This is a genomic window from Bacillus sp. TH13 (assembly GCF_016651175.1).
Lineage (GTDB): Bacteria > Bacillota > Bacilli > Bacillales > Bacillaceae_G > Bacillus_A > Bacillus_A thuringiensis_S.
In genome coordinates, this window is the sequence record NZ_JAEKEJ010000025.1 from 2,467,935 (window position 1) to 2,494,440 (window position 26,506).

Here is a 26,506-nt window from a genome sequence, read left to right on the forward strand (position 1 = left end):
AGAAATAAGAATGAATGAGAATCAAATGATGCCACTTCAAGCAGGTGAAGACTTTCCTTTTGTGGGGAGGCTGGTGGATGCAGAGCGCACAGAGACAGGGATTTTTGTTCAAATACCTGCTGATATGTTAAATAATGCAGGTCTTCAAAAAGGTGTTAGCAGGGTTGAAGTATGGAGAGAGATGGATGGGACAGTAAAGTTTCGGATCGCTACGCTGTGTGAAATATGTAAACGCGGAGCACGTTTGTACCCACTAGATATGGGATTTGCGAAAAAGAATATTTGTTTAGATTGTTATACATCACTGACAGGGAATTATCCATCTCAAGAACCGCCAACACCGACTAATGAAAATAACACACAAACAGAGCAGGAGCAGCCATAAGCTGTTTTTTATTTTGTACAAAATACGGCTTTGATAAAAAATGGCTTTCGTATATTCACAGTGAGAAGGGTTGTCTCATAGTATATAGAGATTGCTTTATATAGATTCTAGATGGATGTGAATATATGGAAGATGTATATACAAAGATTGATAGACTTAAATCAGAACAAAAAGAAATTATGCGAGATATTCGTAATTTAGAAACTCGTACAACCATTAATGAAAAAGACATTTCAACAATTAATAAACAATTAGAAAAAATCAGTACAAATACAACTTGGATCTTAAGAATTGTGATCAGTGCAATAGTGATGGCAGTTCTAGGATTAATATTAAAAGGCGGTATTTAGACGGTTTGTTTAAATGCACTTATGAAAGAGGGACAAGAGTCTCTCTTTTTATTTTGAAATGAGGTGGTCAAAATGGAAGGGTTACAAGATGTAAGAAACGATGTTCAAGAAATCAAACAAGAGATCAAGGACATTCGTTTAGAGATTAAAGGGTTAGAAATACGAACAACAGGTAACGAGAAGGATATTGATAATATCAACAAGCAGTTAGATAAAATCAGCGCCAATACTACCTGGATTTTACGACTTATTGTTGGTGGAATTGTTGGAGCAGCTCTCACTTTCTTCTTGAAAGGAGGTGGTATGTAATGTTTGAAATTACTGTGATGATTGGAATTGTAGTAGGTCTTTCACAGATTGGAAAAACAATTGGATTACAAACAAAATATGTTCCGTTACTCAATTTAACGCTTGGCATTATGCTAGGCGTTTTATTTATGGGCGGAGATATCAAAACAAATGTATTTCAAGGAATCATCATTGGACTGTCAGCAAGTGGATTATTTGACCACACAAAAATTATAAAAAAGGATGTTGATGCTAAATGAAAAAGACAATGAAACATATTACCTCGTTACTTATGATTCTAGTACTTGTTGTTTCTTTTGCTACAAGTGCTTTTGCTGATCGAACACTTATTATTCCTGATTTACCGAAACAACCATACCGTTATGGTGTAGGTGCTTATGAGGGCGTTGTAGCGCATTCTACAGCAACTCCAGAAGCTCCAGCTATTAACATTCAAAAATATGAGTCTCGTACATGGAGAAATGCATTTGTTCATTATGCAGTCGATTGGGACGAAACAATCCAAATTGCTGATACAAAATACATTGCTTATGGCGGCGGTCCTGCTGCTAATAAACGATTTGTACATGTTGAGTTATGTGAAACAGCGGACTATACAAAATTCAAACGCAGCTATGACAAATACGTTAAGTTACTAGCTAAAATCTTACGTGACCGTAGTTTATCTGTAGAAAAAGGATTATGGACACATAGCAATGTAACTCATTACCTTGGCGGTACGGATCATGAAGATCCAATTGATTACTTAAAGTCTCATGGCGTTTCAGAAGCACAATTTAGAGCAGATGTACAACGAGCATACAATAATTCTAGTGCGGATGTTTCTGTTCCTGAGAAACCATCTAAACCAGCGGAAGTACCAACAGTAGTAACAGACGGTATCGCTTATATTGAAGGTTACAACGTTAACTTACGTAAAGGACCAGGTACAAGCTATTCTAAAATTCGTCAACTAAACAAACCAGAATCTTATATTGTGTGGGCGGAAAAAGATGGTTGGTTAAATCTTGGTGGAGATCAGTGGATTAAGAACGATCCATCTTATGTGAAGTTTAATAAGAAAAGCACAGTAGATTCTTCTATTGTTGGAAAGCGTGTTGTTTCAAAGGTTAACAATCTACGTTTCTATGATACTCCATCTTGGCAGGATAAAGATGTGGCTGGTTCTGTAGATGCAGGATTAGGATTTACAATCGATGCGAAAGTAAATGTAAATGGTTCACCGCAATATAAAGTTCACAATAGCAAAGGCAAAACATTCTATATCACAGCAAATGAAGCCTATGTGTATGTGAAGTAAACTAAAAAGAGCATTCCCCTGGCGAGTGAGGGAGGCTCTTTTTTACAGTATAAAGAAATATATATCTAATTTGGTTTGTCATTGTATTATATGAAACATTGTGAAGTAATATGAACATGAAAAATAAAAAAACAGGGAACCCTTGACCAAGGAGCACTCTGTTTTCGTGGTTTCTCTGGAACCATTTAATATATATGCAGAAAATTATTTTGTGTAACTGAAAAGACAGAAAAAGAGCATTCCTGGTTGGATGGGAGGAATACACTTTTTCTGTACTACAGTATCGGCATTTTAATTATATGAATCCACTATATACAATATGACCCAAAAATAATAAAGACACCTTCCCCAGTTGAAAGTGTCTCATGTGATGATTCTCTAGATGTATAAATAGTATGTCCAATATTAGTCAAGGATAGAACTTATTATTGAACGATAAATGTATATGTTAATTTTTTTATACAAAAGAGTAGTTTTATAAATAAAAAATATTATCTGATTCTATAAGTAGGTAATTATATCTTGAATTTCATATTTATAAATGTTAGTGTAAATATACACCGTTTCTTATTTATCTATGAACCAGTATCTGTAGAACGAATAGATTAATTTAAAAAATCCCCTTTCGCACCCATATGCAGAAGGGGATTTTTTCATTAATCAATATTGTTTAGTTAGTACATGTAAACCAAATGCTCCGTTTGACCACTGCCCACAAAAATGACCACACATTTAAAATAAATTAAATTCATTCAAAATAAAAAGAGGGCATTTGGATTTATTTTCTTTGCAGAAGAATGCACTATAGTAGTATAGGGTACACCAAAAGATATGATATACTTTATACGACGCATGTGGAGTGTGTAGCTTGGCTTAAGTTAGTATAATAGGAAAGCAGTTGATATAGAAAAAATCTATACCACCTGCTTTTTGGTTTACAAAAATACCATTCATAAGCGATTTTAGTTAAAATAAATATTGCTGATTTTCACAAATTATAAATTGAGATTTTGAAATTGTATTCTTAGTGAGAGGATTTGAATTTGAAATGATAGATAATTTTTGGCGTGAATTACCACGACCATTTTTCGTACTTGCACCAATGGAAGATGTGACAGACGTTGTTTTCCGTCACGTAGTAAGTGAAGCAGGTCGTCCGGACGTATTCTTCACAGAGTTTACAAACTCGGATAGCTATTGCCATCCAGAAGGTATGAAAAGTGTACGTGGCCGTTTGATTTTTACAGAAGATGAACAACCGATGGTAGCACATATTTGGGGAGATAATCCTGAATACTTCCGTCAAATGAGTATCGGTATGGCAGAGCTAGGATTTAAAGGTATCGATATTAACATGGGTTGCCCAGTTCCGAACGTTGCATCAAGAGGAAAAGGTAGTGGCCTTATTCTACGTCCAGACGTTGCAGCAGAACTTATCCAAGCAGCAAAAGAGGGCGGACTACCTGTCAGCGTAAAAACAAGACTTGGCTTTAAAGAGTTAAGCGAGTGGGAAGATTGGTTAACGCACATTTTCAAACAAGATATTGCAAACCTTTCTATTCATTTACGCACAAGAGAAGAAATGAGCCAAGTAGATGCGCATTGGGAACTAATTCCGGAAATTAAAAAATTACGTGACCGTATCGCACCAAATACGTTAATAACAATCAATGGAGACATCCTTGATCGTAAAATGGGACTGGAACTTGCTGAAAAATACGGCATTGATGGCGTAATGATCGGACGAGGCATCTTCAAAAATCCATTTGCGTTTGAAAAAGAGCCAAGAGAGCATAGCAGTAAAGAGCATCTAGATCTTTTAAGACTACAACTTGATTTACAAGATCAATATGCAGAAGTACTGCCACGCTCAATCACAGGGCTTCACCGCTTCTTCAAAATTTATGTGAAGGGCTTCCCAGGAGCTGCTGAATTGAGAAATCAATTGATGAGTACGAAGTCGACTGATGAGGTGCGTGCTTTGTTGGATAGGTTTGAGGATAGTGTTGGTGTGGCTCAGGATAGTGAGACGGTTTAATACTTTGAAGATAGAGGGAAATAGATGATATTAATTTGTGGGTAGTTGTTTAGTTTTGAGTGCCTTTACAGACGACAACTGAAAGAAAAAATTTAAAGAATATAATTACCAACCAGCAACTTTGTGTTGCTATGTATCCTCTGCATATGTGGAGGGTTTGATTGAAGAGGTGATTTGAATAGGCAGGTGGGAATCTGAACTCTTGTGAGGAGGGGTTTCCACTTGTTTTTATTTTGATGTGATTAAAGAATAATAGGTGATTTGCATGGGATGTAAAATGTTATCTTAATGGCGCGTTATTTGTTTCATTTTAATTAAGGTGAACCGTATCATAAATAACGTTAAATTTTTGAGGGAAAGTATTTAATTAGTGGTTTTTCTTGTGTAGTTTGCCTTATTAATTAATAAGTACTTTAGAGTAGTATAATCATAGGGGGATTTACATTCAGAATATCGAATGTAGTTTATCTTTAAACCTTTAATTGAAAATAAATTAAAGGTTACTATGATAGTAAAAGGGGTTATTCATGAATATAAATAAGCGTATAGAAAGATTAATAAAAGCTGGGGTTACATCTGATCAAATAGAAAAAGCAAGAGATGATTTTCCACAAAGACAACCGGATTTAGATCTAACTAAGTTTGAAGTAGTAGAACCATTAGGACAAACACTAATTCCTTTATCTGAAGTCAAATATGCTATTAATCGAGTTGATGAAGGCTTATCTTGGTTGGATAACTTTACAAAAAATAATGAGTATCGCCAAGGTGAAAATGGTAGTTTTGAAAAATTGCTTACGAGTCTTGAAAAAAGGGGCCTACATGATTTTATAGATTCTTTTCAGGTTGATCAAGATGTAGCAATAACGGCCTCCTATTATGAAGATTTTAATACATATGTTATAGGAGAAGGTAAACACCGTGCAACCTTTGCAAAGGTTATTGGGATGGAAAAAATTAAAGCAGAAGTAACGACCTACAAATCAAATCCAACTGAAAAACGAAAATTTTTAGATTATCAAAATAAGAGAAAAAAACTTGAAAAAAGCATAAAAAGCATTAATCTAGAGTTTAATTGTGAAAAAGCTCGATTTGGCCTAGATAAAGGTGAGAATATAAATATTAAGTTTGGACAGAAAAGTATAGTTAAGTTAGCGGTTATTGACAGTTATTATTTAGGAAACGAAAAGATGGAAATGAATATAAAGATTATAAATGAAGTTTCAAAGTTTATTAAGAAGGTAAAAGGACTACCTTTCTTAAGAAGCTTTATTGCTAATTTGCTTTTTAATAATGGTAATTACCATCCACTTACATGTAAAATATTAGAGAAGTTAATTCGATATGGATACTTCAAAATAAAGTAATATTAAAAGTGTTTACCGTTAAAATTAACACAGTGCATTGTATTACAAATGATAGTAAAGTATAAGGTGAAAAATGAATTTTTAGAAATGTATTTAAAAGAATCGTGGAAACAAGCCTAACACAATTTAGTTAAGCTTGTTTTTTTATATAATTATGTATAAGAAGAAAGTAAGATATTATTCTGACAATGAGCCTGTAAAAATAAACCTAATTGAAATGTGTTTATTCAGATGTAATAATATACTGTATGATAAAATGGAAATTATTTATTGTCAAAGGGGATCTGTATGAAAAATCCAATAATTAAAGGTTTTTTAAAAGATTTTAAAATAAAATATGAACTAGAAGAAAAACAAATAGATTTAATATTTGAGGAGTTTATTAATTATTGTATTTTAAATAATCATGTAATTGATTCAGAGAAAAATTTTCAAGAACTTGATACTGGAACTGCAAAAGCATTTGATGGTATTGCTATTATAGTAAATAACAAATTGGTATTAAATGAAGAAGATATAAATATACTTGTTGAACAAAAGCAAGTATTGTCTGTAGAGTTTATATTTGTTCAATCGAAAACGTCTGAAAGATTTAATGATGCAAATATTACATACTTTTTAAGACATGTTAAAAATTTTATTTGTAGTGAGGAATGTACAATTCCAGAAATTGAAAAGTTTTGGGAGCTTAGAAATATAATTTATGAAAATTCGCATCTATTTAGAAAAGAAAATCCTAAATGTACTATGTATTATGCAACAACTTCTCCAACCACTCAAATTAGTGAAGATATAAATCAAACTATTGAACATGGGAAAGCTGCTTTATTAGATAGTGGATATTTATCAGATGAAGTAAGATTTACTACTCTAGGGGTTAAAGAGATACAAAAGTTATATCGTAAAATAGATTCAGATTTAGAGGCGACATTTAAATTTCCAAAAAATGTAACGTTCCCGTATGAAGGAGAGGAAATTAAGTCTGCATATTTTGGATTGGTAGAAATTAATGAGTATATGAATTTATTATTGGATAGTGAAACGAGGGGAGTAAAAAATGTTTTCGATGATAACATTAGGGACTATTTGGGTATAGAAAATAATGAGGTTAACAAAAACATGCACGATTGTCTTAAAGGTTCATCTTCACAATTATTTGGTATATTAAATAATGGAATTACAATAGTCACGGATGAAATTAAACCAGTTGGAGAGAAATTCACATTACATAATTATCAGATAGTGAATGGGTGCCAAACAAGTAATGTTATTTTTGAAACATATGACTTTTTGGATCAAAAAAATATTTCTATTCCTTTAAAGATAATAGCTACTACTGATGAAAATACAAAAAATGAAATAGTGAAATCTACTAATAGCCAAACAGGATTAAAGCCAGAGCAGTTAGATGCATTAAATAATTTTCATAAAATGTTAGAAGAGTATTATAGATCACAGCATATACCTTTTAGGGATTTACAATTGTATTACGAAAGAAGATCTAATCAATATAGAAATAGTGATATAGCTCAAACCAAAATTATTAATATACCTAAGCAGATTAAAACTGTTACTTCAATGTTCTTAGATAATCCACATGGAGTATCGGGACACTATGGAACAGTTGCTAGAAAGGTGAAAAATGAAATATTCCAAGAGGATGATAAACTGGAACCTTACTTTGTGAGTTCTGTATTATTTTATAGATTGGAAGCTTTCTTTAGAAAAAATAAAGAATATAAAGGATTTACAAGAATGAAGTGGCATATCTTAATGGCTATTAAATATTCCTTGGTCAAGAATGGAAAGTTTTCGCCCAATTTAAATTCTACTGAGGTACAAAAATTGGCTAATGAAATTCTAAAGAACATCAAAAATGAGGACAATACAAGCACTTTAATTATAAATGCAATTGATTCTATAAAAGAAATGATAGTAGAAGAAAAATTGGAGTTTGAAGATCGAAAATTATTTGAACGCAAAGAAACAACAGATAAATTAAAATCATTTTTAATAAGAAATCATGAGTCACTTGTAACAAATTAAAATCTATTCAGACACATGGTGAAACGAATTGTAAATAAAACTTAGATAAATACTATCAACATCGATATATTTTACTAAGTTTTACGCAACATTCATATAGAGGGGATAAAAAATGGACTAACCTATATCAGGTTAGTCCATTTTCAAGTGTGTTAATTAATAGTAAATCTCCATCCGTAATTTCGCACGATTATCCCATCCTTTTGTGCTTTATTAACATCATCTTCAAAGGAAGGAGCTATCCCATTACCAACTAAAATACCTTTTACAGTATTTGATTTCAATTCTTCTTTACATAGCTTAATGTAACCTTTAATTTGTTTTAATGCATTTCTATCAATTGGCCCTTTCTTAATTTCTACTACAATAAATTCGTTATTAGAAGTATCTCTTAGTAACAAATCTAAACGTGATTCATCTGAGAAGATATGCTGTGATTTTTCAAGTGTATAGTTGGCATCAAGTATTGCAGGGTTAGAAATGATGAATTTTTCGATATCTCTTTCTAAAATTTGAAATATTTCTTCAGAGGTTAAAATTCTATTAGTGAGTCTACCTTTAGATTCGTTTTCTTCAATTAAATCTAACAATAACTTGATATCAGATTGATTCAATATTTTCCAAGTACGAAGAGCAGAAGAAATTGCATTTAACAAGTTTTGATTAGGATTAAGATTTGCAGGCCTTGATAATTTACTTAATAATTCAGGTGTAATTTCCAAAGGAACTTGAAGGACTTTGGATTGAATAGGATTTCCAAACGCAATACATTCGCTTGGTGTCAGTTGCGGTATCTCTTTCTTTAGGTGAGGATTATTATATTTATTTGTTATTAGCCTATTCTGTTTAATATCTTTTATAAGCCTGACCTCTTCGACCACATAATAGGCAGTTATATAGCGCCTGTTATGTATTGTTTTATGAAAGAATAGAAAATCACCTTTTTGTACTTTTAGGAGCTTTTCGGTATTAAATCCCGACTCTCCATATGTATATTCTGTTAGCATTGGATCCTCATGTCCGAAGTTTCGTTCAGCATCTTTATAACCAATTAGATAATTCAATATTAATTACCTCCCATATTAACTCTAGTATTATTATAATTTAATTGGGTTAAAATGGATAATTTAAAACGCCTAGACAACAAATGTTGCTGTTTTAAAATCATCTCCAAAAGCATTAATCCACCCAAGACTACAAAACCTCCCCCTAAAATGTTAAAGTAGTAACTTAACGACATTAATTTACACATGCTAAAAGCATTACTATAATCAACATTTCAGGAGGAAACCCAATGGCAATGAGCAACAACGATATATTAAAAAGAGTAAGATACGCTTTAGATATAAAAGATATAGATATGGTAGAAATCTTTAAACTTGGCGGGATGGAAGTAACGAAAGAAGACGTAGTTGATATGCTTACAAAAATAAAGAGGGCTCCTCAGCATGAAGCTGAAAATGATGAGGTAGCTGAAGATGAGTACGTATTAACATGCGATATGATGATGTTAGAGGCATTTTTAAATGGATTTATTACTTTAAAAAGAGGAAAGCAAGATCCGAAACCAGGACAACCGGCACCTGTACAAAGTAAAGAGAGTGCTAATAACCTTCTTCTAAAAAAAATGAAAATCGCACTATCTTTAACGAGTGAGGATGTACTTGATATATTAGATAGCGTAGGCGTTACGGTAACAAAAGGAGAGTTAGGCGCTCTATTAAGAAAAAAAGGTCATAAAAATTACAAAGAGTGCGGCGATAGATACGCAAGGAATTTCATTAAGGGATTAGGTGTAAAGTATAGAGGATAATGAGTTCGTTAAAGCAGTAAATGATATAATAGGTAGAGTAGGACGTTCGTATCCTACTCTTTTTTATTTGTAAAAATACTATGCTAGGTGATGAAATGGTACATACATATTTAGGTGAGACAATTAATTTTCATATAACTTATAAGAAGAAAAAGTCCGTGCGTCTTTTTGTGGATTCGTATGGAAATGTGGAAGTGCAGGCTCCGAAAGGGACACCTGTTGAATACTTAGTCCAGTTGCTAGAGGAAAAGTGGGATTGGATTCAGACAACTCGTAAGGAAATGGCGGAGCGAGCGCGTGGACCACAGGAAAAGGATTACGATCAAGGAGAAGGCTTTTTGTATTTAGGGAATACGTATCCGATACAGATTTCCCAAGATGTAAGTATTGAGCAAGACAATGCGATTTTTGAAGGGGATAAGTTACATATTTATGTAAAAGAGCTAAAGGATGAGAAAATACAGCAAGCTTTAAAACGATTTTACTATAAGCAGTGTAAATCTTTAGTAGAGAAGAGTATTAAAGCGCATCAAAGTAATTTCAAAACAAAACCACGTTCTATTCGTATTACAGATAGTAGTCGTACTTGGGGTACTTGCGATTCGAATTTACAACTAACATTCAATTGGAAGCTAGCAATGGCACCACAGCGAGTAATTGAATATGTAGTCGTTCATGAAATGTGTCATATGGTTCATTTAAATCATGATCGTTCTTTTTGGCGGCTTGTCGGGAAGATAATGCCTGATTATAAAGAAATGGAGAACTGGTTAGCTTTATCTAGTTGGAAGATGACGGTTTAGGAAGGGATATCGATTTTTGTCGGTAAATCGATATTTCTTGTCGAATCGTTGATATATTGTGAGTTTTGATAGATATATTTTAAAAATCGTTGATATATTGTAAGTTATGATAGATATATTCGAAAAATCGTTGATATAATTTCATTTACTACAGGATTGTTCAACAAATCGAAAAGAGGAGATGTCACAAGGGACATCTCCTCTTTTCGAGTATATAGATTATCGTCCAAACTTCACAACAAATTCTTCATCAACTTTCTCCATCTCATACCCACGATACCCCTCCGAAAGCAAAGCCTGCTGTCCACTAGCATCACTCATTAGAATACTTTGAACATCCGTCCAATCGCTTTCTTTATCTCCGCGCAATTTCTTCACAAAAACATATCGCATACTCCCGCCATACTTCTCCTTCAGCGCAGCAATCTCCATCCCTTGCGCAAACTTATCCTTCAAGCTCGGAATGTTAAAAGGAGCAACGGTGCAGCATACATAATCATATTTGCTATCTTCTTTTTGTAATTCGTCCATGATGACGTTTGCTAATATTTTTTGCATCCCATTTCCTCGACAGTTCGGATGAACGTTTGAGATTTCTTGATAGATGACGCGGTGTAGTTCACTTTCTGGCAAACCAATATCGAGCCCTAAATGTTCATCATCGATAGGAGGGACGAGTAGAGCGCGAAATGCGATGAGTTCGTTTTCGATAAAAGCACCGATCATCATGCCGTTTCCTTCCAGAATGTATTGAAATTCTTCTTGTGAGAGTGGTTGTAAACGACTTTTATCTTCTAGTGCTTCAACTACAATGTTTTGTAGTGATAAGGTTTGCTCGATGTGCTCTAGTGATAGTAATGTAACGTGAAATGGATTGTTATTTTGTTTTAATGTTCCTTTGTATAGAACTGTCATATGATAGTCCTCCTTTAGCGTACAACGTCTTGAAAGACGGTTAGTTCTTGTAGTGTATCTTCGTTTATTTCAATGCCGAGTCCGGGCTTTTCGTTTAAGCGAATGAATGGTACATCGTAATGTAAGTTTCCAATGTCTTTCGTGAATTTTAATGGTCCTGTTAGCTCTACGCTCGTAATGATTTTCTTTGAGAAAGCGACATGGAATCCTGCGGAAGAGGCAACAGATGATTCGACCATTGATCCCACTTGGCATTCAATGCCGGCCATTTCAGCTTGATGAGCGAGCTTTACAGCTGGATATATGCCACCGCATTTCATTAGTTTTATATTCACTTTATCAGCAGCTTCTAATTTAATAATTTGGCGCATTTCACGAGAACTTTTTAGTCCTTCATCAATCATAAGCGGGAGGTCTGTCTTAGAACGGATATGAGCCATGGCATCAATATCGTCCGCGATAACAGGTTGTTCAATCCAGTCAATGTTTAAATGTCCTAATGAACGCAGTGCTGTTAATGTGTTCGCGCTATTTTTCCAGCCTTGGTTTACATCAACGCGAATCGCGATGTCATTTCCTACACGTTCACGTACAGCTTCAATACGTTTCACATCTTCTTTTACATTCGTACCAACTTTCATTTTGAAAGATTGGTAACCTTTTTGAATCATAGAAGCAGCTTCTTCAGCCATGTCTTCTGGATTGGCAATACTTAAAACGTGAGTGATAGGGAATTCTTCATGGTAGCGCCCGCCAATTAATTGATATACAGGTTGATTTAGTTTTTTGCCCATTATATCAAAACAAGCAATATCAATTGCGGCTTTCGCTGTTGGAACACCGTAAATTGTATTGTCCATCATGTCGTGTATTTTTTCGATATTCATTGGATTTTTCCCAATTAGAGCAGGGGTTAGCGTATGTTTTAAAGTATGGAAAGTACTTTCCCATGATTCACCTGTGACATGATCATCAGCAACGCCTTCACCGTAACCGATAATACCTTCATCTGTTTCCATTTTGACGATAATAGAGGGCATATCAGAATAAGAGCCATAACTAATAACAAACGGATTGCGAAGCGGTAAACGAATTGCGTAAAGATGAATAGCTGTAATTTTCATTGAATAGAAACCCCTTCCTGTTTACAATAGTTTTGTACATTTGATATAGTTGACGTTAAATAGTCGTTAATTAATGATAAGGAGTTAGAGAAAATGATGATAAAAATTGCAGTTGTCGGTTCAAAGGAGTTTATGGAGAACCTTTTTCCTATTGCTCAAAAATTAGAAGGAATAGAAATTGATCCATATATTTACCTTCATCCGGCGGAATCTTCTGAATTATTAAAGTGTCTAAAGCCTTGTGATGTCATCTTTTTCTCAGGTGCTTTACCTTATTATATGGCAAAAGAAATAAGAGAACAATTACGAATTCCAAGTACATACTTACAGCAAGACGAGACAACTGTAGCATCTTCCATTCTTTCTATCATGTATCATAAAAGTATTCAACCACATAACATTTCCATCGATTTAGTAGACCGCTCGTTTATTACAAATGTGTTCCATGATATTGGTATAAAAGAAAGCCCGCAAGTGTTAGATTATGAAAATATGCTGTGGAGTAAAGATGAAATAAATAGAGTTATCGATTTTCATGTAGCTAAATATCAATCTGGAGAGGCTCATTTAGCTTTAACTAGTATTCACGCTGTTTACGATGAGCTTCAAAAAATAGGTGTTCCTTCAGAGCGTATGATTGATCCAACACAGTCCATTATACATGGGCTAAAAGATGCAAAAATAAAAGCTGAGTTAGCAAAAAGCTATTCAGCTACTGTTGGTGCTTGTATTATTTCTTCCTTAGAATTACGAGCGAGTTTGCTTGAAAAACTAGATGTCATTTCAAAGGAACTACGTGGTTCATTTAAACAAGTGGATGAAATGACATGCATTTTGTATACAACTCGTGGTGATATCGAATCAATTATTAAAACAAATGCGATAGATAACTTGTTTGCGAGCGTAGATGGAACGATAGCTATTGGATTTGGTTATGGGAAAACCGTGAAAGAAGCGGAGCAAAATGCAAAAATTGCTCAAAGTTTTGCAAAGAACAATCCAATAGATCGTTGTTTTTATATACTAACAAGTGATAAAGATTTGTTTGGTCCGTTCCCGAAAGAAAAGAGAGTACAAAGTTTGAAAAATGATAATCCGGAACTAATGAAAATAGCGAAGGAAACGAAGCTTAGTCCGGCCAACTTGTCAAAAATCATTCAATTTAGTCAATCGCATCCGTCATTGAAGTTTACAGCAGCTGACCTTTCTGAGTACTTACAAGTAACTCGAAGATCGACAGAAAGGTTGTTAAAGAAATTAGTTGATTACGGGTATGCTCATATTTGTGGGGAGGAAATGCCCTATCAACAAGGGCGACCTCGCGCACTATATGAACTGAATTTACCGCTATTTTTAAGCTTCTAGTTGAGCTTTTTGTTTCTTTAGTAGTTCTGCTTTTTCAATGTCTGATAGTTTTACAATTGTGAAGCCTGTTATACCATAAATGATTGAGATAATAGGTACGATGAAATTCAAAATAGCATAAGGAGCATATTCAAATGCACTTACGCCAAGTGTTGCGAGAATAAATACACCGCACGTATTCCAAGGAACGAAGACAGAAGTTAATGTTCCACCATCTTCTAATGCTCTGGATAAGTTTTTTGAATGTAGTCCTTTTTCCGTGTATGCATTTGCGTACATTCTTGAAGGGACAACAATTGAAATATATTGTTCAGAGCAAGTAAGGTTTGTTGCAAAACAAGATGCGATAGTAGAAGCGATAAGCCCTTTTGCTGATTTCGCTAACTTTAAAATTTGATTTACAATTGAGCGAAGAATACCTGTATGTTCTAATACTCCTCCGAAAGTCATAGCGACAATTGTCATAGAGACTGTATTCATCATCGAATCTAAGCCACCGCGGTTAAATAGTTCGTCTACTAGCTTGTTTCCAGTGTCTATAACAAATCCAGCTTGGAGTGCACCGACAGATGCTGAGACAGAACCACCTTGAATAAAGACTTGTGATAAGAATCCTAAAATAATACCGAAGAGAATTGCTGGTATAGCAGGGACTTTTTTAGCGACCAATACCATAACGACTACGGGTATAATGAGTAGGAAAGGCGAGATAACAAAGTTTTGTTGCAATACTTGTAACGTTTGATCGATGCTTTTCGCATCAATATTGTTAGCGCCGAAGCTTCTTCCTAAGACTGCGTAGACGATAAGAGTAATAATTAAACCTGGAACTGTAGTAAATAACATATGACGAATGTGTGCGAATAAATCTGTATTTGTTAATCCTGCGGCTAAGTTAGTTGTATCTGAAAGCGGTGACATTTTATCGCCAAAATAAGAGCCTGAAATAATGGCACCAGCAACCATTGGAGCGGGGATTCCCATACTTAGGCCAATTCCCATTCCAGCAACACCAATTGTTCCCATTGTAGACCAAGAGCTACCAATTGCTAATGCAACGATAGAACAAATGACGGTAATGGAAACTAAAAATAGTGATGGAGTTAAAAGTTTTAAACCGTAATAAATCATCGTTGCGACGATTCCACCGCCAATCCAAGCACCAATTGTTAAGCCAACAAGAATAATAATGACGATAGCAGGTAATGCAAGACGAATCCCTTTATACATTGCTTCTTCAAGATCATTCCATTTGTAACCGTAACGCCAAGCGACAATAGAAGCAACGGTTGTACCGATAATAAGTGGAACGTGAGGGGTTTGTTTTAATACAACAATTGTAACCATCATAACTGCAACGGTAATGATAATAGGGATAATCGCTATTCCAAAAGGTATTTCTTTTTTCATAAAGTTCCTCCTTGTTACGTATGTTTGTTTGTATTTTTAAAATTGTCGTAAAATAGACGTTTATTAGATTATGATAACTAAAAGTTTATGTAAGCGTCAACATAAAAAACAGAAAATAAGGAATGTTCTAGTTGTTTGTTTAGTTTGTAATATAGGTGAGTAGTAAGCTTTTTAAGTATTTAAAAATAAACAATTGACTTTTTTCTTAAAATTCAATATGTTCATAAAAACATCTGTTTTTCATAAGTATAATTAACCCGAATCGTTTGTAATGTGGGAAGGAGACTGGAACGTTGAAAACATTAGAACTACAAGAGCGCTTAACGGAGATTTTTCAGCATTTACACGAAAACCCTGAAGTAAGTTGGAAAGAATATGAAACGACAGCGTATATTACTGACTTTTTAAAAGAAGAAGGAATTTCATATAGAACATTTGATGATTGTCCAGGTGTAATTGCTGAGATTGGAGGCGGGAATCCAGTTATTGCGATTCGTGCTGATATGGATGCACTTTGGCAAGAAGTAGATGGAGAATTTAAAGCGAACCATTCATGTGGTCATGATGCTCATATGACTATTGTAATGGGACTTATTTTACAATTGAAAAATATGAGATGGAAAAGTGGTACGGTTAGATTTATTTTTCAGCCGGCAGAAGAGAAGGGTAATGGTGCTTTGAAGATGGTGGAGAAAGGTGCTGTAGATGATGCTGATTTCTTATTTGGTGTCCATCTAAGACCGATTGAAGAACTATCTTTGAAACAAGCTGCCCCATCAATTCGTCACGGAGCAGCAAGATTTTTAGAGGGTACGATTCACGGAGAAGATGCACATGGAGCACGCCCACATCAAGGGATAAATGCGATTGATGTTATTTCCATGATTAATATCGGTTTGAAAAACATATGGCTACCACCGCAAAGTTCCTATTCAGTAAAGATGACGAGGTGCCAAGCTGGTGGTGATAATTTAAATATTATTCCGGGTAACGGTCATTTTAGTTTAGATGTAAGAGCAGAGAATAATACACTATTAGAAGAGTTAAAGAAAAAGATAGAGCATGTAATAGAATCAGCTGCATCGATGGGATCAAAAACTTCATACGAATGGATGGATCTTGCACCAGGAGCGGAGGTTTCCGAAGAAGCAGAGCGCTTTATGCGTAAAGGTATTCTCGAAGTGTATGGGGAAGAGAGATGTACGGGACCGCTCTATACGACGGGAAGCGATGATTTCCATTACTATACAGTGAAAAGACCACATTTAAAAGCTGTCATGCTTGGACTAGGAGCAGACCTACAACCTGGATTACACCATCCGTATATGAGATTTGATCATAGTTGTATTATGGATGGGGTAGAAATATTGAAACAAACTGTATTGAAAGTATTAGAAGACAGGGGCTAGAGAGCTCCTGTTTTTTTGTCGTGAATTGTCGGTAAATCGATATATTTGAAAAATCGTTGATATATTTTGAGTTATGATAGATATATTGAGAAAATCGTTGATATATTTGAAGTTACGATAGATATATTAAGAAAATCGTTAATATAATTTCACGTACCTATTAATTTGATAAAAAATGAGCCTCCAGTACATGGTGTATAATAATAAGTACCATTTTTTAATAGGAGAAAACGAATGAACGAACAATATTACGATGCAGTTTTACATATAAAAACAGTCGGTGAGCAAAAAGGGTTTAACAAGTCTATGCATTATCACCGCTATGAACCGACGCCGTATAGCGGGTTAGATGAGTTATTGAATCAATATGAAATACGAAGTAGCGACCGAATTGTAGACTTTGGGTGCGGAAAAGGGCGATTAAACTTTTATATGCATCATAAATGTGGTGCATCAGCAGTTGGAATTGAAATGAATGAAGAGTTTTATAAAGAAGCGATGGATAATCGAGATCGTTATGCCCGAAAGGCACGAAACAGTAAGGGGAAAATTCAATTCCAATGTTGTTTAGCGCAGGAATATGAGGTTGATCCACGCGATAACCGTTTTTATTTCTTTAATCCATTTTCTGTACAAGTGTTTATGAATGTAGTAAATAACATTTTGCTTTCAGTAGAAGAAACGGGGAGAGAAGTGGATATTATTTTATATTATCCTTCTGAGGACTATATTTTCTTCTTAGAAAATCAGACTGCGTTTAAGCTGAAGAAAGAAGTAAGGTTGCCTGGGGCTTATGAGAAGAATGGGAATGAGAGGTTTTTAGTTTATACATTAGGGTAATAAAAAACAGGTGCCAAGGCACCTGTTTTTTATTAGTTACGGATTAAGTAATCAAATGCACCTAAAGCTGCGTTTGCACCTGAACCCATAGAGATGATGATTTGTTTGTACGGATTATTTGTACAGTCACCTGCAGCAAACACTCCTGGTACGTTTGTAGCGCCGTGCTTGTCTGTTACGATTTCACCGCGAGCGCGTTCAACTGTTTCGCCTAACCAGTCTGTGTTTGGCACAAGACCGATTTGTACGAATACACCCTGTAATTCAACGTGATGAACTTCTTCAGTTTCACGATCGATGTAAGAAATACCGTTTACTTTATCAGTACCAGTGATTTCTTTCGTTTGAACGTTTTTCAGAACAGTTACGTTTGGTAAGCTGTTAAGACGCTCTTGTAATACAGCATCAGCTTTTAATTCTGGCATGAATTCAAGAACAGTTACGTGCTTAACGATACCTGCTAAGTCGATAGCTGCTTCAATACCAGAGTTACCTCCGCCGATAACTGCTACGTCTTTTCCAGTAAATAATGGACCGTCACAGTGTGGGCAGTATGCTACACCTTTATTTTTGAACTCAGCTTCACCCGGTACGCCAACGTTACGCCAGCGAGCACCTGTTGAAACGATTACGCTCTTACTTTTCAGAATAGCGCCGTTTTCAAGTTCCACTTCAATAAGTTCTTTTTTCTCTAAACGTTTTGCACGTTGTAGATTCATTACATCGATGTCGTATTCTTTTACGTGCTCTTCAAGGCTTGCTACTAGCTTAGGACCTTCAGTCTTTTTTACGCTGATGAAGTTCTCAATGCCCATAGTATCCATTACTTGACCACCGAAGCGCTCAGCAACGATACCAGTGCGGATGCCTTTACGTGCTGCGTAAATTGCTGCACTTGCACCAGCAGGGCCGCCACCAACAACAAGAACATCGTATGGATCTTTATCAGAAAGCTCTGATGCATCTGGACCGTTACCCATTTTAGCTAAAATTTCTTCAAGTGTCATACGACCGCTTCCGAAAGATTCGCCGTTTAGGTAAACTGTTGGTACTGCCATGATATCTTTGCTTTCGACTTCCTCTTTGAATGCAGCGCCATCAATCATAGTATGTGTAATACTAGAGTTTAGAACGCTCATTACGTTAAGAGCTTGTACAACATCAGGACAGTTATGACAACTTAGGCTGATATAAGATTCAAAATGATATTCGCCTTGAATGTTTTTAATTTGATCGATTAATTTTTGTTCAATTTTTGGAGCGCGTCCACTTACTTGTAGTAAAGCTAACACTAGTGATGTAAATTCGTGTCCTAATGGAATACCAGCGAATACGACACCAGTGTCTTCACCAGGGCGGTTTACGCTAAAGCTTGGTGTTCTCTCTAATTCAACTTTTTCTACTGTAATCTTAGATGACATAGTAGCTAATTCGTCTACTAGAGATAACATATCTTTAGATACATTATCGTCTCCTGCGCTTACTTTAAGTAAAATATCGTTCTCCATTAACTGAAGGTATTGGGATAGTTGTGTTTTTATATCTGCATCTAGTATCATTTTGATCGAACTCCTTAGATTTTGCCTACAAGGTCAAGGCTTGGTTTAAGTGTTGCAGAACCCTCTTGCCATTTAGCTGGGCAAACTTCACCTGGGTTGTTACGTACGTATTGAGCAGCTTTAATTTTGTTAACAAGAATGCTTGCGTCACGGCCGATACCGTCAGCATTGATTTCCATAGATTGGATAACGCCGTCTGGATCGATGATGAATGTACCACGAGCAGCAAGACCTTCTTCTTCCATTAAAACGTTGAAGTTTGTAGTGATTGTGCGAGTTGGGTCACCAATCATGATGTACTCGATTTTGCCGATAGTTTCTGAGCTATCATGCCATGCTTTGTGAGTGAAGTGAGTGTCTGTAGATACAGAGTATACTTCAACGCCTAAGTCTTTTAGAGTTGCATATTGGTTTTGTAAGTCTTCAAGTTCAGTTGGGCAAACGAATGTGAAGTCAGCTGGGTAGAAACAAACTACACTCCATTTTCCTTTTAAACTTTCGTCAGTAACTTGGATAAATTCTCCATTATGGTAAGCATTAGCTTTAAACGGTTTTACTTCTGTGCCGATTAATAACATGTTAAAATTCCTCCTAAATGTTGGTTTTGAGCATCAAAAAATAGTGTGCTCATAAAATATATTTTTTAATTAACTATAATAATTCTAATTCGATATTAATTATCATATAGAAGTGGTTATTTTGTCAAGAGAATAAACCAACTTTATACCAATTTAATTAATATTTATTCTCAATTAAGACTAACAGGGAATTGAAAGGTAACTTTAAGTTTATAAATTTTCAATGATTGTTTGAAAGAGTAGTGTGTATGTTAGAGATATGGTGTAAGTATAAGTTCTTAGGAAGGAAATATTTCTTAGAAGTTATTTATTTGAAAAGGAACTGCTTACTTCTATTTTACAAAGAATTTTGTGATAAATAAAATAAAATGAATCGGAAATTTTTTGAACAATTTTTGTCATCTCAAATATATAATTAGGAAGTATATTACGATGATAGTTAGAAACATTGACTCAAAGTGCTAACAAGATATAATAAAACCTAGATATACCTTTCAAAAAGAAGAATACATATTTATAGGATGAAAAAATTCAACCTATTATTTTTTATAGCTTTTAGAAAACGCTTACAATTAGTGTGGAGGGGAAACCATGTCTAAGTTCACGAAGTATTTTTTAATGGAAGCTAAAGATGTGATTGCATATGTGAAAGAGAAATTATCTAAGTTTGAAAATGCAAAGGGGTTACAGTGTAAAGAAATAGGTGATGGCAATTTAAATTATGTGTTCCGCGTTTGGGATGAAAAAGAGACCATGTCTGTCATCGTAAAGCAAGCTGGGGATACAGCTCGCATTTCAGAGGAGTTTAAGTTGTCGACGAATCGTATTCGTATAGAATCAGATGTTTTGCAGTTAGAGGAGGAGTTAGCACCTGGACTTGTTCCTAAGGTGTATTTATTTGATAGTGTGATGAATTGTTGCGTAATGGAAGATTTATCGGATCACACAATATTACGTACAGCACTTATAAATCATCAAATATTTCCGAGGCTTGCGGATGATTTAACTACTTTTATGGTAAATACACTTTTATTAACATCGGATGTTGTAATGAATCATAAAGAGAAGAAGGAACTTGTGAAGAATTATATAAATCCTGAATTATGTGAGATTACAGAGGACCTCGTATATTCAGAACCATTTACCAATCATAATAAGCGTAATGAGTTATTTCCGTTAAATGAGGGATGGATTAGGGAACATATTTATAGTGATAAAGAGCTTCGTATGGAAGTAGCGAAACGTAAATTTTCTTTTCTGACGAATGCACAGGCATTACTTCATGGTGATTTACATACTGGTTCTGTTTTTGTAAGAGATGATTCTACAAAGGTTATTGATCCTGAGTTTGCTTTTTATGGACCTATGGGATATGACGTTGGGAATGTAATGGCGAATTTAATGTTTGCTTGGGTGAATGCAGATGCAACGATGCCACCTGGAGCTGAGAAAGATACGTATATGGATTGGTTACAAACTACGATGGTAGAGATAATTGATTTATTTAAGAAGAAGTTTTTAGATGCTTGGGATATTCATGTGACCGAGATTATGGCGAAAGAAGAAGGCTTTAGCGAAGTCTATTTGCAATCTGTATTAGAGGATACGGCTGCAGTGACAGGTCTGGAATTAATTCGCCGTATTGTTGGATTAGCGAAAGTAAAAGATATTACTTGTATTGAGAATGAGGAAGCACGTGCTAGAGCGGAGCAAATTTGTCTTCAAGTAGCGAAGCATTTTATTTTACGAGCGAATCAATATAGAACGGGTACAAGTTTTGTAGAAACGTTAAAAGAACAGTCAACGCACTACGCGAAGTAAGGGGAGAATATGATGGAAGAGCAATTAATACCAATTCAGTGGAAAGATGATGCTTTAGTTTTGTTAGATCAAACGTTATTACCAAATGAAATTGTCTATGAATCTTTTAAAACAGCTGAAAGTGTGTGGGATGCAATACAAGTAATGAAAGTACGAGGTGCACCCGCGATTGGTGTTTCAGCTGCTTATGGAGTGTATTTAGGGATAAAGGAATTTGCTGAAAGTACGGAAGAAGGATTTATGGATGAAGTAAGAAAGGTATGTACATACTTGGCGACATCAAGACCGACTGCAGTAAATTTATTTTGGGCGCTTGAAAGAATGGAAAGTGTAGCGACAGATAATGCTCACTTATCAATCTCACAGTTGAAAAATAGATTACTAGAAGAGGCAAAAGAAATTCATAGAGAAGATGAAGAAATTAACCGTCAAATTGGAGAGCATGCATTAACATTATTCCATGATGAAATGGGAGTATTAACGCATTGTAATGCAGGTGCTTTAGCGACGACTAAGTATGGTACTGCGACGGCTCCAATGTATTTAGCGAAAGAAAAAGGATGGAATTTAAAAATTTATTCGGATGAAACGCGTCCTAGATTACAAGGTTCAACGTTAACAGCATTAGAACTGCAGCGAGCGGGTATTGACGTTACTGTTATTACGGATAATATGGCAGCTATGGTCATGTCACAAGGGAAGATTGATGCAGTAATCGTTGGATGCGACCGTGTGGCAGCAAATGGTGATGTAGCAAATAAAATTGGCACATTAGGCGTATCTATTTTAGCTAAGTACTACAACATTCCGTTTTATGTAGCAGCGCCAACACCGACAATTGATTTAAAGACATCGACAGGAAAAGAAATTCCGATTGAAGAAAGAGATGCTTCTGAAGTGATTAATCGCTTTGGACAATATTCAGCTCCGAAAGAAAGTAAAGTATATAATCCAGCATTTGATGTTACTCCACATGAAAATGTAACAGCGATTATTACAGAAAAAGGGATTGTAAAGGCACCGTTTACGGAGAATTTAAAAAAGCTATTTCAATAAGTAGATAAATATAAAAGTCAGTCATCATAAGCTTCATACTTAGGGGGATGTATATGTTATTACAAAAAGAAAGAGAAGAAATTGTAGCGTATGGAAAGAAAATGATTTCTAGTGGTTTAACAAAGGGAACGGGCGGTAATATTAGTATCTTTAATCGTGAACAAGGTCTTGTTGCGATTAGCCCAAGTGGTTTAGAGTATTATGAAACAAAGCCTGAAGATGTAGTTATATTAAACTTAGATGGTGAAGTAGTAGAAGGAGAGAGAAAACCATCAAGTGAATTAGATATGCACCTTATTTACTATAGGAAGCGTGAAGATATAAATGCGCTTGTGCATACACATTCTCCTTACGCGAAGACGATTGCATCATTAGGATGGGAGCTTCCTGCTGTGTCATATTTAATTGCTTTTGCAGGCCCGAATGTCCGTTGTGCGCCGTATGAAACATTTGGTACGAAGCAATTAGCGGATGCTGCTTTTGAAGGCATGATTGATCGTCGTGCTGTGCTACTTGCAAATCACGGTTTAATTGCTGGTGCAAATAATATAAAAATGGCATTTACTGTTGCAGAAGAGATTGAGTTTTGTGCTCAAATTTATTATCAAACGAAAAGCGTCGGAGAACCGAAGCTTTTGCCAGAAGATGAGATGGAGAATTTGGCGAAGAAGTTTGAAGGGTATGGGCAGCAGTAGAATGAAACAAAAACACCCTCAAGAAAAGATCTTGAGGGTGTTTTTTACGCTTTTTTAAGTAACAAATACATAAAGTAAGGAGCCCCAATTAAAGCAACGACAATACCTGCTGGAATGCCATTAGGATCAACGATATTTCGTCCAATTGTATCTGCTAATAATAATAGCCATCCGCCGATTAAAAGGGCGATAGGCATGAAGATTTGATGTCTTGGACCTACTAAAGATTTCGCGATATGAGGAGCCATTAATCCGATAAAGCTAATTCCTCCTGTTACGGAAACAGCTGCAGCTGCAAGTGCAACGGCTGCAACTAATAAGTATCTGCGTTCTTTTTCAATTTCAATTCCAACGCCAATTGCGACTGGTTCGTTTAATGCTAAAATGTTTAATCGATTTGCTTTATAGAAAATAAACGGAATGAATACGATTAACCATGGGAGCATTGCTAAAACGAAGATCCAGTCATCTCCCCAAATATTTCCGGCAATCCATTTTGAAATAAAGTCTACTTTCATACGATCTGCGGATGAAATAAGGACAATCATCGTTCCAGATAGTGCAAATGCAAAACCGATACCGGTTAATGTTAATCGGATTGGCTGAAGTCCAGTTGATTTACTATATGAAAATACGTAAATTAGAACAGCTGTCAGAAATGCTCCGATAAATCCAACTACAGGTAGTAAGTAAAGAAATGAACCTACATCTATTGGAAAGTATAAAAAGAAAATAGCAACAGCAACACCGGCCCCAGAGTTGATACCAAGAATACCAGGTTCAGCTAAATCATTTCGGGTAATTCCTTGGAATATAGCCCCTGATAAAGCGAGAGCCATACCAGCTAATAATGTAATAACAATTCTAGGTAGTCTTAAAGAGTATAAAACGAACTCCTCTTTAAAAGTCCCTTGCCCCATTAATGTTGGGAGTAGTCGATCATAAGATAAAGATGCTGAACCAAGTCCCATTCCAACTACAATGGTTGTGATGATTACTATAAGTAAAGCGAGTATAATGAGACGCTGTTTTCTTAAAATAGATTGCATCATGAGAATGTTTTTCCTCCTTTACGTACAATGAATAGGAAGAATGGTAACCCTACAATCGCGACAATTGCCGCAACTGGTGTTTCGTACGGAGCGTTAATAGTACGTCCGATTGTATCTGCAAGTAGCATAAAGGAAGCTCCAGCAATTGCTGACATCGGTATAACAAATCGGTAATCTGGACCGACAATTGGGCGTACCATGTGAGGTACCATTAAACCGATAAATGCCATATTTCCAACAAGCGCTACAGATGCACCTGCAAGTAAGATAATAATGATAAATAAAATAGTTTTAATAACAATAATTTTTTGACCTAGTCCAATAGCCACTTCCTCACTGAAACTAAGAACTGTCAATTTTTTTGCTAGTAAGATAGCGATAAAGATACTAATTGAAATGACTGGAATAATAATTTTTAATTGGCTCCAAGTTGTTCCAATTACGCCCCCAGCAGTCCAAAGTGATACATCTTGTGAAATTTTAAAGTAAATGCCGATTCCTTCTGAAATTGCGAGTAGAAATGCTGAAACTGCAGCGCCCGCTAATACAATTCGAAGAGGAGAAAGGCCGCCTTTTTTCACCATACCAATTCCAAATACCATAATTGCGCCAATTGCAGCACCGATAAAGCAAGCTAACGTTAAGTAAAGATAGCTGATGGAAGGGTCGAAAGCAAGTGTTAGTGCAAGCGCAGCATTTGCTCCACCAGATAGCCCTAATAATCCAGGATCTGCAAGTGGATTTCGTGTTAATCCTTGCATAATTGCTCCAGAAACGGCTAATCCAGCTCCTACAAAAATAGCAGCAACTTCACGTGGTAAACGTATTTCTCGAATAATAGATATTTTGTCTCCTTTAGCGGAGGAAGTGAGTGCTAACCATACATCTTTTATCGAAGTATCTGCAGCACCTAATACCATTGCAACCATAAAAATAAGAAAGAATGCAATTAAGCTTAAAATTAGTTTGTATGTAAAAGCTATAGAACGTGGATTTTCATGATCTTTGGTCATTCGTTTCACATCTTTTCTGTTCATAGAATAAAGGAAGAGGAATTCTTAAATTAAGAATTCCTCATGTTTGTATTATTTACCAAGAAAGTTCTTCTTGAAGAAGTCTAGTTGGAAATCTAATGTAAGTGGATCATTGAAATAGAATTCCATCATGTTTGCTTCATATACGCGATTATTTTTTACTGCTGGGATGTTTTTATATGATTCTGTCTCTTGGAATGAGTTATCAGTATCTTTATTTTTACTTACGATTAAGTAATCACCAGCAAATTCAGGTAATACCTCAGTAGATAATGCGTAGTAACCTTCTTTTAATGCTTTTTCTTTTACTTTTTCAGGCATTTTTAATTTCATTTCTTGGTACAGGATTTCTGTTCCGCGGCCCCAGTTCTCGCCGTATACATAAAGCTGTTTGTTGAAGTTTTCTACAACAGAAACTGTTGCATCTTCACCGATTTTTGCTTTAATTTCTTTACCAGCTTCTTGTGCACGTTTCTTGAAGTCATCAACCCAAGTTTTTGCTTCTTTTTCTTTGTTTAATAACTTACCAATTTCTAAATGCTGTGTTAAGTAATCAACTTTTCCGTAAGTGTATGTTACAGTAGGAGCGATTTTCTTTAACTTATCGACATTTTTAACATTTGATAAACCAATGATTAAATCTGGATTTAGTTCAGCGATTTTTTCAACATTTTCATCTGATACTTCAGCAACATCTTTAAGTTTACTATCAAAACGTGGGTTTTGTTTAGACCATGAATCTACCCCAACAAGATTTACACCTAATGACATTACGTTACCAGCGAATGATGATAGTACAACAACGCGTTTTGGATTTGCAGGAACTTCTACTTTACCATTTTCAGATTGGTATGTAATTGTTTCTGATTTACTACCTTTTGCGTCGTTCTTTTTGTCTGTAGAGCCATTGCTACAAGCGCTCATAACAAGAACGAAAAGGACTGTTAGTGAAATAAATAACTTTTTCATCGTCTTTCTCCTTTAACATAGATGATATGTGTATACAATAATTTGTTTAACTGTAATCTTTTTGAAATAGTAGTGGTAATGCAAAATAATTTATTAAAAATCTTGAATATGAGATTTTATAATATAGTAATAACCATATTAATGAAAGAAGATGTAATCTCAAATTTGCTAATTATTAACAAAATGATAATGATTATCACTATTGATTCTTTAAATAATATAATTTTATATAGGTGTATTGTCAATAGTAATTTTGATTGTAAATTTT

At 35.1% G+C, this 26,506-nt stretch carries 25 protein-coding genes; 16 read left to right on the forward strand and 9 right to left on the reverse strand.

The features are described from left to right. The first annotated feature begins 10 nt into the window (after window positions 1-10). The 8 genes from JFU02_RS21285 to JFU02_RS21320 all read left to right on the forward strand — a co-directional run bounded on the left by JFU02_RS21285 (window position 11) and on the right by JFU02_RS21320 (window position 7,795). Window positions 11-385: a hypothetical protein gene (locus tag JFU02_RS21285; protein ID WP_201071616.1), complete on the forward strand. Its 375-nt coding sequence runs from the start codon at window positions 11-13 to the stop codon at window positions 383-385. Window positions 386-510: 125 nt separating this feature from the next. After that, window positions 511-735: a hemolysin XhlA family protein gene (locus JFU02_RS21290; protein WP_000390475.1), complete on the forward strand. Its 225-nt coding sequence runs from the start codon at window positions 511-513 to the stop codon at window positions 733-735. Window positions 736-807: 72 nt separating this feature from the next. Further along, window positions 808-1,044 carry a hemolysin XhlA family protein gene (locus tag JFU02_RS21295; protein WP_000398730.1) on the forward strand — a complete coding sequence of 79 codons (237 nt, stop codon included), beginning with the start codon at window positions 808-810 and terminating at the stop codon, window positions 1,042-1,044. Then, on the forward strand, window positions 1,044-1,283 hold the full coding sequence (locus JFU02_RS21300) for a hypothetical protein (protein ID WP_000461722.1): 240 nt from the start codon (window positions 1,044-1,046) through the stop codon (window positions 1,281-1,283). The genes JFU02_RS21295 and JFU02_RS21300 overlap by 1 nt, the downstream gene beginning before the upstream one ends. Next, a complete protein-coding gene (locus JFU02_RS21305; RefSeq protein ID WP_201071629.1) occupies window positions 1,280-2,344 on the forward strand; it encodes an N-acetylmuramoyl-L-alanine amidase in 1,065 nt (354 codons plus the stop codon). Before JFU02_RS21300 ends, JFU02_RS21305 begins: the two co-directional genes overlap by 4 nt. A gap of 1,048 nt (window positions 2,345-3,392) precedes the next feature. Beyond that, complete coding sequence (locus JFU02_RS21310; protein ID WP_086406873.1) at window positions 3,393-4,382, forward strand: tRNA dihydrouridine synthase; 990 nt, start codon at window positions 3,393-3,395, stop codon at window positions 4,380-4,382. Window positions 4,383-4,909: 527 nt separating this feature from the next. Further along, window positions 4,910-5,749, forward strand: a complete 840-nt coding sequence (locus tag JFU02_RS21315; protein WP_016117083.1) for a hypothetical protein — start codon at window positions 4,910-4,912, stop codon at window positions 5,747-5,749. Window positions 5,750-6,037: 288 nt separating this feature from the next. Further along, window positions 6,038-7,795 (forward strand): AIPR family protein, encoded by a 1,758-nt coding sequence (locus JFU02_RS21320; protein WP_098013697.1) that lies wholly within the window; start codon window positions 6,038-6,040, stop codon window positions 7,793-7,795. 152 nt (window positions 7,796-7,947) lie between these two features. On the opposite strand, the gene JFU02_RS21325 is transcribed toward JFU02_RS21320, so the two are convergent. After that, window positions 7,948-8,859 (reverse strand): endonuclease NucS domain-containing protein, encoded by a 912-nt coding sequence (locus tag JFU02_RS21325; protein WP_016117085.1) that lies wholly within the window; start codon window positions 8,857-8,859, stop codon window positions 7,948-7,950. A 230-nt stretch (window positions 8,860-9,089) separates the two neighbouring features. On the opposite strand from JFU02_RS21325, the gene JFU02_RS21330 reads away from it, so the two are divergent. After that, a complete protein-coding gene (locus tag JFU02_RS21330; RefSeq protein ID WP_001251704.1) occupies window positions 9,090-9,608 on the forward strand; it encodes a YehS family protein in 519 nt (172 codons plus the stop codon). A gap of 95 nt (window positions 9,609-9,703) precedes the next feature. Beyond that, window positions 9,704-10,411, forward strand: a complete 708-nt coding sequence (locus JFU02_RS21335; RefSeq protein ID WP_201071632.1) for a M48 family metallopeptidase — start codon at window positions 9,704-9,706, stop codon at window positions 10,409-10,411. A gap of 219 nt (window positions 10,412-10,630) precedes the next feature. Here JFU02_RS21335 and JFU02_RS21340 read toward each other — a convergent pair whose 3' ends face one another. Both JFU02_RS21340 and JFU02_RS21345 read right to left on the reverse strand, forming a co-directional pair. Then, window positions 10,631-11,326 (reverse strand): N-acetyltransferase, encoded by a 696-nt coding sequence (locus JFU02_RS21340; protein WP_086406871.1) that lies wholly within the window; start codon window positions 11,324-11,326, stop codon window positions 10,631-10,633. Window positions 11,327-11,340: 14 nt separating this feature from the next. Beyond that, the gene (locus JFU02_RS21345) at window positions 11,341-12,450 is read right to left on the reverse strand and encodes a mandelate racemase/muconate lactonizing enzyme family protein (protein WP_000704487.1); all 1,110 of its coding nucleotides are present in this window, start codon (window positions 12,448-12,450) and stop codon (window positions 11,341-11,343) included. A 93-nt stretch (window positions 12,451-12,543) separates the two neighbouring features. Between JFU02_RS21345 and JFU02_RS21350 the strand changes: the two genes are divergently transcribed. Then, window positions 12,544-13,815 (forward strand): transcriptional regulator, encoded by a 1,272-nt coding sequence (locus JFU02_RS21350; protein WP_086406869.1) that lies wholly within the window; start codon window positions 12,544-12,546, stop codon window positions 13,813-13,815. On the opposite strand, the gene nhaC is transcribed toward JFU02_RS21350, so the two are convergent. Then, a complete protein-coding gene (gene nhaC / locus JFU02_RS21355) occupies window positions 13,804-15,225 on the reverse strand; it encodes a Na+/H+ antiporter NhaC (protein WP_201071635.1) in 1,422 nt (473 codons plus the stop codon). The two genes, JFU02_RS21350 and nhaC, sit on opposite strands and share 12 nt — an antisense overlap. A 293-nt stretch (window positions 15,226-15,518) precedes the next feature. Between nhaC and JFU02_RS21360 the strand changes: the two genes are divergently transcribed. Next, window positions 15,519-16,634, forward strand: coding sequence for a M20 peptidase aminoacylase family protein (locus JFU02_RS21360; RefSeq protein ID WP_097820934.1), 1,116 nt, complete (start codon window positions 15,519-15,521; stop codon window positions 16,632-16,634). A gap of 234 nt (window positions 16,635-16,868) precedes the next feature. Continuing rightward, window positions 16,869-17,474 carry an SAM-dependent methyltransferase gene (locus JFU02_RS21365; protein ID WP_061666183.1) on the forward strand — a complete coding sequence of 202 codons (606 nt, stop codon included), beginning with the start codon at window positions 16,869-16,871 and terminating at the stop codon, window positions 17,472-17,474. Between the two features lie 32 nt (window positions 17,475-17,506). Here JFU02_RS21365 and ahpF read toward each other — a convergent pair whose 3' ends face one another. Further along, a complete protein-coding gene (gene ahpF, locus JFU02_RS21370; RefSeq protein WP_000599512.1) occupies window positions 17,507-19,033 on the reverse strand; it encodes an alkyl hydroperoxide reductase subunit F in 1,527 nt (508 codons plus the stop codon). A gap of 14 nt (window positions 19,034-19,047) precedes the next feature. After that, window positions 19,048-19,611 (reverse strand): alkyl hydroperoxide reductase subunit C, encoded by a 564-nt coding sequence (gene ahpC / locus JFU02_RS21375; RefSeq protein WP_000924420.1) that lies wholly within the window; start codon window positions 19,609-19,611, stop codon window positions 19,048-19,050. Window positions 19,612-20,202: 591 nt separating this feature from the next. On the opposite strand from ahpC, the gene mtnK reads away from it, so the two are divergent. Genes mtnK through JFU02_RS21390 form a run of 3 tightly spaced genes read left to right on the forward strand, consistent with a single transcriptional unit; the run spans window position 20,203 to window position 23,183 of the window. Continuing rightward, window positions 20,203-21,432: an S-methyl-5-thioribose kinase gene (gene mtnK / locus JFU02_RS21380; protein WP_061666184.1), complete on the forward strand. Its 1,230-nt coding sequence runs from the start codon at window positions 20,203-20,205 to the stop codon at window positions 21,430-21,432. Window positions 21,433-21,441: 9 nt separating this feature from the next. After that, window positions 21,442-22,488, forward strand: coding sequence for an S-methyl-5-thioribose-1-phosphate isomerase (gene mtnA / locus JFU02_RS21385; protein WP_061666185.1), 1,047 nt, complete (start codon window positions 21,442-21,444; stop codon window positions 22,486-22,488). 53 nt (window positions 22,489-22,541) lie between these two features. Next, window positions 22,542-23,183 (forward strand): L-fuculose-phosphate aldolase, encoded by a 642-nt coding sequence (locus tag JFU02_RS21390; RefSeq protein ID WP_000926555.1) that lies wholly within the window; start codon window positions 22,542-22,544, stop codon window positions 23,181-23,183. Window positions 23,184-23,227: 44 nt separating this feature from the next. On the opposite strand, the gene JFU02_RS21395 is transcribed toward JFU02_RS21390, so the two are convergent. From JFU02_RS21395 to JFU02_RS21405, 3 genes are read right to left on the reverse strand one after another with little or no spacing between them, the layout of a single operon-like run. Next, window positions 23,228-24,235 (reverse strand): FecCD family ABC transporter permease, encoded by a 1,008-nt coding sequence (locus JFU02_RS21395; RefSeq protein ID WP_000983750.1) that lies wholly within the window; start codon window positions 24,233-24,235, stop codon window positions 23,228-23,230. After that, on the reverse strand, window positions 24,232-25,272 hold the full coding sequence (locus tag JFU02_RS21400) for a FecCD family ABC transporter permease (RefSeq protein ID WP_003306186.1): 1,041 nt from the start codon (window positions 25,270-25,272) through the stop codon (window positions 24,232-24,234). Before JFU02_RS21400 ends, JFU02_RS21395 begins: the two co-directional genes overlap by 4 nt. A 48-nt stretch (window positions 25,273-25,320) precedes the next feature. Next, a complete protein-coding gene (locus JFU02_RS21405) occupies window positions 25,321-26,238 on the reverse strand; it encodes an iron-hydroxamate ABC transporter substrate-binding protein (protein WP_090978196.1) in 918 nt (305 codons plus the stop codon). Between the last annotated feature and the right edge of the window lie 268 nt (window positions 26,239-26,506).

Bases quoted from the DNA above. Each gene is read 5' to 3' on its own strand.
- JFU02_RS21285 (WP_201071616.1), top strand. From the start codon at position 11: ATGAATGAGAATCAAATGATGCCACTTCAAGCAGGTGAAGACTTTCCT.
- JFU02_RS21290 (WP_000390475.1), top strand. From the start codon at position 511: ATGGAAGATGTATATACAAAGATTGATAGACTTAAATCAGAACAAAAA.
- JFU02_RS21295 (WP_000398730.1), top strand. From the start codon at position 808: ATGGAAGGGTTACAAGATGTAAGAAACGATGTTCAAGAAATCAAACAA.
- JFU02_RS21300 (WP_000461722.1), top strand. From the start codon at position 1,044: ATGTTTGAAATTACTGTGATGATTGGAATTGTAGTAGGTCTTTCACAG.
- JFU02_RS21305 (WP_201071629.1), top strand. From the start codon at position 1,280: ATGAAAAAGACAATGAAACATATTACCTCGTTACTTATGATTCTAGTA.
- JFU02_RS21310 (WP_086406873.1), top strand. From the start codon at position 3,393: ATGATAGATAATTTTTGGCGTGAATTACCACGACCATTTTTCGTACTT.
- JFU02_RS21315 (WP_016117083.1), top strand. From the start codon at position 4,910: ATGAATATAAATAAGCGTATAGAAAGATTAATAAAAGCTGGGGTTACA.
- JFU02_RS21320 (WP_098013697.1), top strand. From the start codon at position 6,038: ATGAAAAATCCAATAATTAAAGGTTTTTTAAAAGATTTTAAAATAAAA.
- JFU02_RS21330 (WP_001251704.1), top strand. From the start codon at position 9,090: ATGGCAATGAGCAACAACGATATATTAAAAAGAGTAAGATACGCTTTA.
- JFU02_RS21335 (WP_201071632.1), top strand. From the start codon at position 9,704: ATGGTACATACATATTTAGGTGAGACAATTAATTTTCATATAACTTAT.
- JFU02_RS21340 (WP_086406871.1), bottom strand. From the start codon at position 11,326: ATGACAGTTCTATACAAAGGAACATTAAAACAAAATAACAATCCATTT.
- JFU02_RS21345 (WP_000704487.1), bottom strand. From the start codon at position 12,450: ATGAAAATTACAGCTATTCATCTTTACGCAATTCGTTTACCGCTTCGC.
- JFU02_RS21350 (WP_086406869.1), top strand. From the start codon at position 12,544: ATGATGATAAAAATTGCAGTTGTCGGTTCAAAGGAGTTTATGGAGAAC.
- nhaC (WP_201071635.1), bottom strand. From the start codon at position 15,225: ATGAAAAAAGAAATACCTTTTGGAATAGCGATTATCCCTATTATCATT.
- JFU02_RS21365 (WP_061666183.1), top strand. From the start codon at position 16,869: ATGAACGAACAATATTACGATGCAGTTTTACATATAAAAACAGTCGGT.
- ahpF (WP_000599512.1), bottom strand. From the start codon at position 19,033: ATGATACTAGATGCAGATATAAAAACACAACTATCCCAATACCTTCAG.
- ahpC (WP_000924420.1), bottom strand. From the start codon at position 19,611: ATGTTATTAATCGGCACAGAAGTAAAACCGTTTAAAGCTAATGCTTAC.
- mtnK (WP_061666184.1), top strand. From the start codon at position 20,203: ATGTCTAAGTTCACGAAGTATTTTTTAATGGAAGCTAAAGATGTGATT.
- mtnA (WP_061666185.1), top strand. From the start codon at position 21,442: ATGATGGAAGAGCAATTAATACCAATTCAGTGGAAAGATGATGCTTTA.
- JFU02_RS21390 (WP_000926555.1), top strand. From the start codon at position 22,542: ATGTTATTACAAAAAGAAAGAGAAGAAATTGTAGCGTATGGAAAGAAA.
- JFU02_RS21395 (WP_000983750.1), bottom strand. From the start codon at position 24,235: ATGATGCAATCTATTTTAAGAAAACAGCGTCTCATTATACTCGCTTTA.
- JFU02_RS21400 (WP_003306186.1), bottom strand. From the start codon at position 25,272: ATGAACAGAAAAGATGTGAAACGAATGACCAAAGATCATGAAAATCCA.
- JFU02_RS21405 (WP_090978196.1), bottom strand. From the start codon at position 26,238: ATGAAAAAGTTATTTATTTCACTAACAGTCCTTTTCGTTCTTGTTATG.